Source organism: Ensifer sp. VA4, from assembly GCF_055710065.1.
This window is the reverse complement of the sequence record NZ_JBVQPO010000011.1, coordinates 135,879-148,071: the sequence shown is the minus strand read 5'-3', so window position 1 is coordinate 148,071 and position 12,193 is coordinate 135,879. Positions and strand designations below refer to the sequence as shown.

The window sequence follows — 12,193 nt, the reverse complement described above, 5'->3', positions numbered from 1 at the left end:
CGTTATCGTTTTCAGCAGGTCGATATCGATCAGGCTTCCGGTGAATAGCCGAAGACGACGGCCGGGTTCTCGGCGGTCTCGACCCAGACGCTCTTTGTCTGAGTATAGGCCATCAGCGCATCGCGCCCGGAGGAGCGGCCATAGCCGGAGCGGCCGAAGCCGCCGAAGGGCGACATCACACTGATCGTCTTATAGCCGTTGATCCAGAAGGTTCCGGCCCGCACCTTGGATGCGACCCGATGAGCGCGTCCGACATCGCCAGTCCAGACAGCGCCTGCAAGGCCATAGGGGTTGTCATTGGCAAGCGCGATCGCCTCCTCCTCGTCATCGAAGACCGAGACGCCGACGACTGGACCGAAGACCTCCTCGCGGGCGATCGTCATATCGGGCTTGACGTTGTCGAGGATGGTGGGCGCGAAATAGAAGCCGCCGGAGGATTGAAGTGCAGCCGGCTTGGCGCCGCCGGTTGCAAGGCTGGCCCCTTCGGCCACACCCTGGCGGACCATTTCCTCGATCTTCGCCCATTGGCGGGCGTTGTTGATCGGGCCGATCTGTGTGGTGTCCGCAAAGGGATCGCCGACCGGGATGCGTTCGGCGGCCTGGACGTAGCGGTCGACGAATTGCTGGTGCACGGAGCGATGCACGAGCAGACGTGAGCCGGCAACACAGCTCTGGCCGGCGCCGGAGAAGATTGCCGATTGTGCGCCGACGATGGCGCGGTCGATATCGGCATCGGCAAAGACGATGTTGCCGGACTTGCCGCCGAGTTCGAGGATGCAGGGCACGACGTTCTTTGCCGCCGCCGCCGCGATCGCCGAGCCTGCAAGCGCGGAGCCGACGAAGACGACGAGTGCCGTCTTTGGATGCGCGACCATCGCCTGACCCGCCGTCACGCCCTTTCCGGCGATGACGTTGACGAGGCCGCGCGGCGCGCCGCCTGCCTCGCAGAGCGCGCCGAGCACCAGCGTGCTGAGCGGCGTCAATTCCGAAGGCTTGATGACAACGCCATTGCCGGCGCAGATCGCCGGGGCAATCTGCCAGCCGCCGGTAAAGAGCGGCGCGTTCCAGGGGGTGATCTGCGCGACAATGCCGACGGGCTCGTTGCGGGTATAGTTCAAGTGCGAGGTCGGCACGGGTATAACCTCGCCGTGCAGCTTGTCGCACCAGCCGGCGTAATATTCAAACATCTCGGCGACCCGCACCGCCTCGCCGCGGATATCGCGGATCGGCCGGCCGGCGGAGCGGCTTTCCAGTTCAGCAATCTCGCCGGCGCGCTCGCGGATCTTGCGGGCGATTTCGTTCATCACCCGGCCACGGGCCGAGGCGGTCATGGTAATCCATTCGCGCTGGGCGCGCGCCGCAGCCTGCATTGCGGCGTCGACGACGTCCGTGCCGGCGTCTTTGAAGGTCGCGAAGATTTCGCCGGTCGCCGGATCCGTCAGCTTCTGTTCGTCGCCGGAGCCGGATACCAGCGCGCCATCGACATAGCTGCCGATCTCGCTGCCGGATAAAAAGCCGTGGAAGAGGGCGCGGATGCGTTCGGCCTTGGCGGGCATGGTCATGTCGTTCATCATCGTTCCCTTTTGTCTCAGTTGTCGTTGGCCACGGGGCGGAAGGTGCCCATGCGGGTAAAGTCCTCGGCATTGTCGAGCGGGCTTTCGGCCCAGAGCTTCGCGACGGCGCCCGAGAGCGGCAGGTCGGTGCCGGTGCGCGCGGCAAGTTCGCTCGCAAGCCGCACATCCTTGCGCATCAGGCCCATGGTGAAACCGCTGTCGAAGCGGCCGTTCATCACCCATGTGGGAAAATGCACCTCACTTATCATCGACTTTCCAGAAGCCGCGTTCAGCACATTCAATGCCGCTTCCGGATCGAGTCCGGCGGCGAGCGCCAGCTTCAGGCCCTCGCCTGTCGTCACCATATGGGCGGCGGCAAGCAGGTTGTTGACAAGCTTGGCGACGTTGCCGGCACCGCTCGCACCCACATGCAATGCTTTTGCCGACATGGCATCGATCACAGGGCCGGCAACCGCAATATCCGCATCGCTGCCGCCGATCATTATCGTCAGCTTGCCGCTTGCGGCACCGGCCGGTCCGCCGGAGACAGGTGCATCGATGAAGCCGTGGCCGATGTCGGCGAGGGCCGCTGCGAGATCGCGTGAGACGTCCGGTTCGGATGTCGAGGTGTCGATGATGACGACGCGTCGGCCCGCGGACTTCAGCGCGTCGAGATTGGCTTCCACCACCGCTGCGACATCCTTGGCGGTCGGCAGTGAGAAGACGATGAAGTCGGTATCGACGAAGACCTCGTCGAGCGAGGCGACGGGGGAGACGCCACCGTCGACCGCGAGGGCGCGCCGTGCTTTTGAAAGGTCGAATCCCTTGACCGCGAAGCCCTTGGCGGCAAGCGCCGTCGCCATGCCAAGCCCCATGGCGCCCAATCCCACCACGCCAACACTTGTCCGTTCCGCCGTCATAGTTCGCTGCACCCTCATATGGTTTTGATGATCCGGGGAAGGTGGCATGCGGGCTGGTGAGCGGGTAGACGGCGCGCCCGGTACAATGTGTTGCTGGCGTGGCAACGGGCGGGGCGGGTCAGTCGCGGAAGGACTGCATCTCGCGTGCGAGGTGCTGCGCGAGCTTTTCGACCGACAGGGGCAGGCGTCGGTGCGCGCGCACCATCAGATGAGCGCTTGCTTCGCGAAGCAGCGGGTCGGCAAGGTCGAGAGCCTGCATGGCGCCGCGCGCCATTTCGCTGGCAACGGCCGTACGCGGCAAGAAGGTGACGCCGAGTCCGGCGGCGACGAAGCGGCGCAGCACTTCGATAGAATGGGTTTCGAGCAATGGGGCGAGCGCCAGTCCAGCATCGGCCGCCACCCGCGCCACCAATTGCGTCACGCCGTTGCCCTTGCCGAGCAGGGCGCAAGGCGAAGTAAGGCAATCCGCGAGTTTCAGGTCGCTGCGCTCCGACAAAGGGTGGCCGGTTGGCACGATCACGCAGAGCGGTTGGCGGGCGATCGCCAGCGCCCGGATGCGCGGGTCGGTGAAGGGGGTGTAGGCGATGCCGATATCGGCGTCGCTGTTGGCGATGGCATCGACGACATCTTCGGTGCTGCCGAGCTCGACGATATAGCGCACGTAGGAATGCGCCTTCGCGAACGACGAAAGCCCGTTTTCGACCAGATCGGCCATGAAGCCTTCGCCGCAGCGAATGCGGATGCGGGTCTGCTGCACGCCGCGGATCTGATCGAGCTGTTCGGCGAGCAGCCCGTTGTCCTCGAGCACCCGCTTGCCATGTTCGAGAACCAGCTCGCCGGCATCGGTGAGCACCGTGCCTCTGGCCGTCCGCTCGAAGAGGGATAGGCCGATGTCACGCTCGGTATCGGCGATCTGCCGACTGACGACGGACGGAGCAAGCCCCATATGCTCCGCTGCGCCCCGGATCGAGCCGATGCGCGCAACCGCCATAAATATCCTGAGCGCCTTCGCGTCGAGTACGTCCATGGCGGTCATGGATGCGACGGAATCCCCTTGGGGTCAACGGCCAAGCGATGTCGCGATCAGGCGCGTCCAGAGATTGACGCCCTGGCCGATAATCGCGTCGTTGAAATCATAGTGCGGCGAATGCAGCCCCGGGTTTGCGCCCTCGCGCCGGGCGCCGAGCCACAGGTAGCAGCCGGGGCGCTCGTCGAGCATGAAGGCAAAGTCCTCGGCCGCCATACTCGGCGGCGCGTCGACGACGGTCAGCGCAGGGTCCTTGGCTGCGACGGAGCGCACCAGGGCCGCAGCCGCGGCGTCGTTGATCGTTGCTGGGTAGCGTCGCTGATAGTCGAGCTCAGCGTTGCAGCCGAGCCCCTCGGCGAGCGCCGTGACGAGCGAGCGCATGCGGTTTTCCAGCGTATCGCCGACCGACCTGTCGAACCAGCGTGTCGTGCCGCGGATCACCGCCTTCTCCGGGATCACGTTCCAGGCGTCGCCGCCGTGGATCTGCGTCACCGAGATGACGGCCGCTTCGAGCGGCGAGACATTGCGGCTGGCGATCGTCTGCAATGCGGTGACGATCTGGGCGGCCGCGACCAGCGGGTCTGCGCCCTCATGCGGCATGGCGCCATGGGCGCCCCGGCCGGAAATCGTGATCTCGAAGACGCCGAAAGCGGCCATCATGGCATCGTCGCGGGCGACCACCGAGCCGACATCGAGCGCCGGCCAGTTGTGCAGCGCATAGACGGCATCGGCGGGGAAGTCACGGAAGAGCCCGTCGGCAACCATGACCCGCGCGCCGCCTTCGGCCTCCTCGGCCGGCTGGAAGATGAAGTGCACGGTGCCGTCAAAATCCATCTCGCTCGCCTGGCGGGCGGCCGCGAGCAGCATGGACACATGGCCGTCATGGCCGCAGGCATGCATTTTTCCCGCAGTTCGCGATGCATAGGCGACGCCGCTCGCTTCGACAATCGGCAGTGCGTCCATGTCGGCGCGGATGGCGATGGCCCGGCTCGAGGCGCCACGCTTCAATGTGCCGACGAGTCCGGTGCCGCCGTAACCGTCCTTCAGCTGGATGCCCCATTCCGCGAGCTTGCCGGCGATGAAAGCCGCAGTTTGTCGTTCCTCGAAGGCCAGCTCCGGACAGGCATGCAGGTGATGGCGCCAGCGGATCGTTTCCTCGATGCGCTCGGGGCTGATGTCGTGGCGTTTCATGGCATGCGTCCTGTGAATGGAGGAATGGCCGGCCGGTCCAAGTGGTCCGGCCGATCAATATGGTCTCGATTACTGCCCAAGGCGCAGGAACAGGTCAGCGACGACGACGGAACCCATATAGGTGCCGATCATCACGCAGATCGCCACGATGACGATCTTCCAGCCCGAGCGGCGCGCGATCGCAAACTCGCTCGCCGTCAGGGCGAGGCCGCCATAGGCGAGCGCCGGTGTCGCCAGCGCAAGAAAGTTGAGGTGTTCGACCTTTTCGCTGACCCAGGCAGCACCCGGCACGCCGGGGATGGTGATGAGGATCGCGATCAGCGACACCCAGGCGACTCCAGGCAGATAGAAGGGCACGAAGCGGGCGAGCGCCAGGCCGACAATGCAGGCGACGTAGAGCGTTGCCATACCCGGCAGCGCCGTCAGCGGCGAGGTGCCTGTGCCGACCCAGTTGGCGACGAGGCCGATGGCGCAGGCGATCAAAAGCAGGCCGGCATGGCCGATGACGTCGATCTTGCGCTCGTCCTCGGCGGCAAGCGGGAGATCGTCTGCGTAGGTGGCGGAGGTGTTGGTCTGGTTGGCCATGATTGTCTCTCCCGATCAGGCTTGAGCGCGACGCTCGGACGGCCGAGCCTTGTTGTAGAGCCACTCGGTCAAGGGCAGCGCGACGAACATGCCGACATAGAGGCCGGTGGCATAGGTCAGGATGTTGCTGGCGGCGGCGAGCGCCAGGATGATGTCCTTCTGGTCAGGGACAGCGGCGACGAGCCCGCCGGTGCAGGCGGCGAGCATCGAGCCGGAGCCGACGCCGCAGGACATGGCGAGCGCCCGCACGTCGAAGACACCGAGGCCGTGGACGATTGGCGGCATGATGGCGAATACGAAGGTGCCGATCAGTGTGCCGGTGGCATAGACGCCCATGGCGCCGGCGCCTTCCGGCGAGTTGAGACCGTATTTGTCGGCGATCAGTGCGAGGTTCGGTTCGCGATCGATCGAATAGGTCGCGCCGACGGCTTCGCGACCCATCCTGAGAAGAAAGACGGCGACCGGAAAGGCGATGAGGATCGTGCCGAGATTGCCGAGTTCCTGCAGCACGAGCGCCGGGCCGGCCTCGATGATCTTCGAGATCTGCGGGCCGACGGTCGTCCCGAACTTGGCGATGAACGGCATGATGGCAACGGTGATCATCGCTCCGGAAAGCTTGACCGCATCGCGCGACAGGAACTTGGCGCTTGCCTTGAAAATGGCAGGATTGAAAAGGATGCCGAGCGCGAAGGCATAGAGAATCGGCAGGAAGATGACGGTGCCGATGCCGATCGGAAGGCGTTGAATGCCGATCAGCTCGGAGACGATGACGATCGCCAGCACAATGAGATGCAGATAGAGCGCGCCGGAGGCGGCTCCGGTTTTCCCGGTCATGATGTTCTCCTCTGGTTGGGAGCCAGTTGTTGTTCTTTACCCAGGTTTCACAGTAGGGGGTGAGGGCAAATTGCGGCTAGTCGGCCCGCAAGCAACGAAGTGTTGCGATTTGAGCAACGGGTGCGCCGTCACTCCGGCGGCAATCGGGATCCACCCCGCAGCGCCTTTATGTCATGGCTCAAATCCTGCATTTCATTCCAGTTGGCGTCACGACGAATCGTCGCCGCCTCTGTCTTTGCTGTTGCACAGCGGGAAGGGGGAGCCAAGGGGCATTGCACCTCCCGTGGCCGTTCTTCCGATGCGTTCCACTGGTTGTCGCCGGTGCTGCCGGAATGTTGGGGCGCACCTCACAAAAGCCCGTGAAAGTCCATTGAAATCGATTACATTTTCTGGCTTGATGGAATTCGCAAGATTTGGGAGGATCTTATGAAGAAATTTATCGCCGCAGCGCTTGGCGCTGTCGCAACCATTGCTATTTCCGCTTCTTTCGCCAATGCCGAGACCTTCAAGATCGGCCTGTCCAACGGTTGGGTGGGCAGCGAATGGCGTACACAGATGATCGACGAGGCCAAGGAGGCCGCGGCGAAATGGAAGGAAAAGGGCGTCGACGTCGAAGTCTCCGTCCAGAGCGCCAATGTCGACGTGCCCGGGCAGATTGCGCATGTGCGCAACTTCATCGCGGAGGGCGTTAACGCCATCATCATCAACCCCAACAGCCCGACGGCCTTCGATCCGATCTTTGCCCAGGCGAAGGAAGCCGGCATTCTGGTGATCGCAACGGACGCCGAGGTTTCCTCGCCGGACGCGATTTATGTCGGCATCGACCAGACGGCCTGGGGTGCGGCCGGTGCCAAGTGGCTCGCCGAAACGCTCGGCGGCAAGGGCAAGGTGGTTGCGATCAACGGCGTCGCCGGCCATCCGGCCAACGAGATGCGCGTCGCCGGCTACAGGAGCATCTTCAAGGACTATCCGGATATCCAGGTCGTCAACGAGGTCAATGCAAACTGGGATCAGGCGCAGGGCCAGCAGGCCATGCAGAACATCCTTGCGACCTATCCTGACATCAACGGCGTCGTCGTGCAGGACGGCATGGCGGCCGGTGCATGGAAGTCGATCATGGATGCCGGCAAGACCAGTCAGATCGCCGCGACCGGCGAAATCCGCAAGGACTTCATCGATCTCTGGGTGAAGGACAAGCTGAACTCCGGCGCGACCGTCAACCCGCCGGGTGTGATGGCAAGCGCGCTCAACGTCGCGGTGCTAATGCTGCAGGGCAAGGAGTTGAAGGAACCGGCAACGGCGGGGCAGTACAAGAACGCCATGTATCTGCCGATCCCGTTCATCGATTCCAAGAACCTTGCAGACGCCGCCAAGCAGCTCGACGGCAAGCCCGGTTACTACTCCTACACCAGTGCGCTTTCGATCGACGACGCGACGGCGCTGTTCAAGTAAGCCTTGGTTCCGCCGGGTAACTTCATAGGAGTTGTCCGGCGACCGTCGCCGACGACTGCCGAGGGCAGGGCCGCGATGGGCATGAAATCAGCTGCAGTTGAGCCCGCGCGAGGCCGGCCTGAAAGGCGATGCGGCAAGCAACCAAATGACGGACGACAGCCGATGTCGAAACTGAGATTGAACGGCGTGAGCAAGGCTTACGGCGCAACGCTGGCGCTACGCCGCGGCGACCTCGAGGTCGCCGCCGGCGAAGTGCATGTGCTGATGGGCTCCAACGGCTCCGGCAAGAGCACGCTCTGCAAGATCATCGCCGGCAGCGTTCGCCCTGACGCCGGCCAGATCCTGATCAATGACAAGCCGGTGACGATTTCCGGACCGCAAGCCGCGCGCGTTGCCGGCATCGGCGTCTTCTATCAGGAGCTCAGTCTGGCCAACCGTCGTTCGGTCGAGGAGAACATCTGCCTCTCCGCGCTGCCGGTGAAGGCCGGCCTCTTCATCGACCGCCAGGCGTTGAAGGCGCGGGCGGCGCGCTACATCGCTCTGTTCTCGCAGGTTGCCGGCGAAGGCTTCCATGCGCAGGCGCTCGTCGGCAATCTCCGGGCCGACCAGCGGCAACTGGTCGAAATCATGAAGGCGCTCGCGAGCGAAGCGCCAATACTGATCTTCGACGAACCGACCTCGGCGCTTGACCGCGCCCAGGTCGATCGCTTCTTCGAAATCCTGCGTGGCCTGAAGGCGCAAGGACGTGGCATCATTTTCATCTCGCACCGCATGGACGAAATCACCGCGATCGGCGATCGCGTGACGATCATCCGCGACGGCGAGACCATCGAGACACTGAAGCTTTCCGACATCGACCCGGCAACGGTCATCCGGCTGATGGTCGGTGGTGCCAGCGATATGCCGGCGGCGCGGTCCGCCGCGCCAGCGGTGGTGGAAACCCAGGCGAAGGCGGCAATCTCCGTGCGGAATCTCTCAGGTAAGGGTTTTCGCGATGTCAGCTTCGAGGTCGCGCACGGCGAGATCCTCGGCCTCGGCGGCCTGCACGGTCAGGGTCAATCGGCGCTGCTGCGGGCGATTTTCGGCGCGAACCCTGTGACGTCGGGCGCGGTGACGATCGGCGGCGAGCGCTATGACGCCAAAAGCCCGCGCGATGCCATCCGGCGCGGCTGCGCCTATGTCTCGGGTGACCGCGGCCGTGACGGGGTGATCCGCGGCCGTCCGATCATCGAGAATGTCACCCCGATCCATTATCTTCGCGACCGGCTGATGATCGCGCGGCCTTCTCGCCTCAGGAACAAGGCAATGCCGGCGCTGGAGGCGATGCACACGAAATTTGCGAGCCTCTTCCATCCGATCAATTCGCTTTCCGGCGGCAACCAGCAGAAGGTGATCATCGCCCGCTGGCTGATCGACCGGCCCGACGTGCTCCTGCTCGACGATCCGACCAAGGGCATCGACCTTTCGGCAAAGGCCGATCTCTTCGCGCTGATCCGGCAGCTCGCGGCCGAGGGGCTTGGTATTCTGCTCTATTCGTCCGAGGATGCCGAGCTGCTCGGCAATGCCAACCGTATCCTTGTCTTTAATGGCGGCTCGGTGACGCGCGAACTGACCGGCGACGATCGCACGCGTTACAATCTCTACCAGGCTGCATACGAGGCCGCGTGATGACATCGACCACGACAGACATTCGATCTTTCGGGGCAGGCGGCTTCCGCTCCTGGCTGGAGCGCTACCCTTTCCTTCCGGCGCTCGTCATCATTGTCGCGCTTCTGGCGCTCAACGGCATCTTTTCGCCAAACAGCCTGAGCTTCCGCTCGCTGACGGGTCTTTTCAGCACCTATCTGGCGCTGGTCATGCTGGCGATTGCGCAGACCTATGTTGTCTCCGCCGGTGACATCGATCTTTCCGCGGGCGCGACGCTGTCGCTGGTCAACGTCGCCATCGTCGTGCTGATGGAGCGCTGGGGCGGTGGCGCCGGCGCCGTGCTGCTCGCGCTGGCGCTCGGCGTCCTCATCGGGCTTGCCTGCGGCCTGGTCAACGGACTCGTCGTTGCCGCGCTGCGGCTGCAGGCGATCGTTGCGACCTTTGCGACCAGCATCTTCTTTACCGGTCTGGCGCTCTATGTGATGCCGGTCGCCGGCACGCCGGCGCCGGCGCTCTTCTGGCGCACCTATGGCGGGCGGCTTCTCGGCGTCCCCTTCGTGTTCTACGCGCTCACGGCACTCGCCGTTCTGCTCTTTCTGCTGTCGCGCACGCGCATCGTCACCGAACTCCTGGCAGTCGGCGACGACCAGCAGGCGGCCTATCAGACGGGGCTTCCCGTCGTTGCCGTACGCATCAAGGGTTACCTGCTCTGCGGGCTGTTCTCGGCGCTCGCGGCATTCTGCCTGACCGGCGACACCGCAAGCGGCGATCCGCTCGTCGGTGGCAAAATGACGCTCTACAGCGTCGCCGCCGTGGTGCTTGGCGGCAGCGCGCTCGCCGGCGGCTGGACAACGGTGGTCGGCTCGATCCTGGGTGCGCTGACGATCGGCCTCGTCAATTCGCTGGTCTTCTTCATGGGCACGCCGTCGGAATGGCAGAACTTCGTCCAGGGCCTCGCCATCCTCCTGGTGCTGATGGCAGGTGTGCTCGCCGGACGGAGGGCACACGCATGACAGCGATCACCACCTTTTTCAAACAGCCGTTGGTCGTAGCGCTCATCCTCATCGTCGTGCTGCTTGTCCTCGGCGAAAGCCTGTCTCCCGGTTTCGCTTCGGCCGATCAGATCCTGCGCCTGCTGATCGTCGCCTCGCTGCTCGGCATCGTCGCGGCCGGCCAGAACGTCGTCATCCTCGGCGGCCGCGAGGGCATCGATCTCTCCGTAGGCGGTGTCGTCTCGCTCTCCGCCATCATCGCCGGCAACGTCATGAATGGCGCCGACGGCGGGATCCTGCCGGCAGTGCTTGCCTGCCTTGCTGCGGGTGCTTTTTTCGGCTTGCTGAACGGCCTCGGCGTCACGCTTCTGCGCATCCCGCCGCTGGTGATGACGCTCGGCATGCTCGGCGTTTTACAGGGGCTGCTCGTCGTCATCCGCCAGGGCATTCCTTCAGGTCGGGCGGCACCCGGCCTCTCCGCCTTCGTCACCCAGCCGCTTCTGCTTGGCATTCCCGGCATCATCTGGCTCTGGATCGCCATCGGCCTGTTCATGGCCCTCATGCTGAACCGGACCGTCTTCGGCCACCGCATCTATGCGATCGGCTCGAATGAACATGCCGCCTACATGGCCGGCGTTCCGGTCCGCCTCATGCGCATCGGCCTCTTCATGATCTCGGGCATGTTTGCCGCGATCGCCGGGCTCTGCCTGCTCGGTTATTCCGGCTCCTCTTTCGCCAATGTCGGCGAGCAATACATGCTTTCCTCGATCATAGCGGTGGTCTTCGGCGGCACCTCGCTTGCCGGCGGCAAGGGCGGCTACACCGGCACCATGGCGGGCGCGTTGCTGCTCGTCATCCTCCAGGGCATCCTGACCACGGTCAACATCGACGAGTCCGGCCGCCAGATGGTGTTCGGCGCGACGCTGTTGTTTCTCATGCTGTTCTACGGCCGCGGGCGGGCGATGCGGGCATGAGCGAGCGGCCGAAGATCAAGGACATCGCAGAGCGCGCCGGCGTCTCGGTCGCCACCGTTTCGCGTGCGCTCAGCGGCTCTTCGCTGGTGACCGACGAGACGCGCAAACGCATCCACGAACTTGCCCGCGAGCTCAACTATCGGCCGAATGTCAGTGCCCGCAATTTGCGAACCCGACGGTCGATGTCGGTGCTGCTCGTCGTCCGCGACGTCGGCAACCCTTTCTATCTCGAGATCCTCAAGGGTGTTGAGGCGACGGCGCGCGAGGCGGGCTACGCCGTTCTCATGGGCAACACCGAGAACGACCCGGATCGCGAGGTTGAATATTTCAACATGCTGCGCGACGGCCATGCCGACGGCATGATCTTGATGACCGGCAAGCTGCCGGCGCCGCGACCGGGCGAAAGTGCCGGTCTTTCACATCTGCCCGTCGTGGTCGCGCTGGAACTGATCGAGACCTCAGGTTTTCCGCATGTGCAGATCGACAATGCCGCAGCGGCGCGTAGCGCCGTGGAACATTTGATCGGGCTCGGTCACCGCCGCATCGCCCACATCTCCGGGCCATTGCCGGAGGTGATGGCGACCCATCGTCGCGATGGCTACCGGGCGGCGATGCAGGCGGCCGGCCTGCCGATCCCTGATGGCTATGAAGTCCGTGGCGATTACCTGCTGGAGAGTGGCGAAGCGCGCGCGGCCGAGCTCTTCGATCTGCCGGAACCGCCGACGGCGATCTTTGTCGCCAACGACGAGATGGCCTATGGCGCGATTCATGCGCTGCGCCGTCTCGGCTGCGACGTGCCCGGCGATGTGTCCGTCGTCGGCTTCGACGACCTCTACTTGAGCAAGGCCTTTTATCCGCCGCTGACGACGGTCAGCCAGCCGCGCGCGGATATCGGCCGCACCGCGATGTCGCTGCTTCTCAACATCATGTCCGGCGACGATGTCGCCGCTCCGGCAATCGTCCTGCCGACCGCTCTCAACATTCGTGGCAGTACCGCGCCGCCGCGGAAATGATCTGA

The 12,193-nt window shown here is 64.3% G+C and carries 11 protein-coding genes; 5 read left to right on the top strand and 6 right to left on the bottom strand.

What is annotated here, in order from left to right; all coding sequences use genetic code 11:
- Positions 1-29: 29 nt before the first annotated feature.
- From AC0C6X_RS20250 to AC0C6X_RS20225, 6 genes are all read right to left on the bottom strand, one after another.
- Complete coding sequence (locus AC0C6X_RS20250) at positions 30-1,571, bottom strand: aldehyde dehydrogenase family protein (RefSeq protein ID WP_376741704.1); 1,542 nt, start codon at positions 1,569-1,571, stop codon at positions 30-32.
- A 17-nt stretch (positions 1,572-1,588) separates the two neighbouring features.
- Positions 1,589-2,473: an NAD(P)-dependent oxidoreductase gene (locus AC0C6X_RS20245; protein WP_247959156.1), complete on the bottom strand. Its 885-nt coding sequence runs from the start codon at positions 2,471-2,473 to the stop codon at positions 1,589-1,591.
- A gap of 118 nt (positions 2,474-2,591) precedes the next feature.
- A complete protein-coding gene (locus tag AC0C6X_RS20240; RefSeq protein WP_247959155.1) occupies positions 2,592-3,509 on the bottom strand; it encodes a LysR family transcriptional regulator in 918 nt (305 codons plus the stop codon).
- 24 nt (positions 3,510-3,533) lie between these two features.
- Positions 3,534-4,691 carry a M20 aminoacylase family protein gene (locus AC0C6X_RS20235; protein WP_173519670.1) on the bottom strand — a complete coding sequence of 386 codons (1,158 nt, stop codon included), beginning with the start codon at positions 4,689-4,691 and terminating at the stop codon, positions 3,534-3,536.
- Between the two features lie 69 nt (positions 4,692-4,760).
- On the bottom strand, positions 4,761-5,276 hold the full coding sequence (locus AC0C6X_RS20230; RefSeq protein WP_472954797.1) for a hypothetical protein: 516 nt from the start codon (positions 5,274-5,276) through the stop codon (positions 4,761-4,763).
- A 15-nt stretch (positions 5,277-5,291) separates the two neighbouring features.
- The gene (locus AC0C6X_RS20225) at positions 5,292-6,110 is read right to left on the bottom strand and encodes a DUF3100 domain-containing protein (RefSeq protein ID WP_173519672.1); all 819 of its coding nucleotides are present in this window, start codon (positions 6,108-6,110) and stop codon (positions 5,292-5,294) included.
- 426 nt (positions 6,111-6,536) lie between these two features.
- Here AC0C6X_RS20225 and AC0C6X_RS20220 point away from each other — a divergent pair, with 426 nt between their 5' ends.
- The 5 genes from AC0C6X_RS20220 to AC0C6X_RS20200 all read left to right on the top strand — a co-directional run bounded on the left by AC0C6X_RS20220 (position 6,537) and on the right by AC0C6X_RS20200 (position 12,188).
- Positions 6,537-7,562, top strand: a complete 1,026-nt coding sequence (locus AC0C6X_RS20220; protein WP_247959154.1) for an ABC transporter substrate-binding protein — start codon at positions 6,537-6,539, stop codon at positions 7,560-7,562.
- A gap of 162 nt (positions 7,563-7,724) precedes the next feature.
- Complete coding sequence (locus AC0C6X_RS20215) at positions 7,725-9,230, top strand: sugar ABC transporter ATP-binding protein (protein ID WP_173519674.1); 1,506 nt, start codon at positions 7,725-7,727, stop codon at positions 9,228-9,230.
- On the top strand, positions 9,230-10,222 hold the full coding sequence (locus AC0C6X_RS20210; protein WP_173519675.1) for an ABC transporter permease: 993 nt from the start codon (positions 9,230-9,232) through the stop codon (positions 10,220-10,222). The genes AC0C6X_RS20215 and AC0C6X_RS20210 overlap by 1 nt, the downstream gene beginning before the upstream one ends.
- Entirely contained in the window at positions 10,219-11,175 is a 957-nt protein-coding gene (locus AC0C6X_RS20205) for an ABC transporter permease (protein ID WP_173519676.1), read from the top strand. The genes AC0C6X_RS20210 and AC0C6X_RS20205 overlap by 4 nt, the downstream gene beginning before the upstream one ends.
- The gene (locus AC0C6X_RS20200) at positions 11,172-12,188 is read left to right on the top strand and encodes a LacI family DNA-binding transcriptional regulator (RefSeq protein ID WP_173519677.1); all 1,017 of its coding nucleotides are present in this window, start codon (positions 11,172-11,174) and stop codon (positions 12,186-12,188) included. The genes AC0C6X_RS20205 and AC0C6X_RS20200 overlap by 4 nt, the downstream gene beginning before the upstream one ends.
- Positions 12,189-12,193 lie beyond the last annotated feature (5 nt).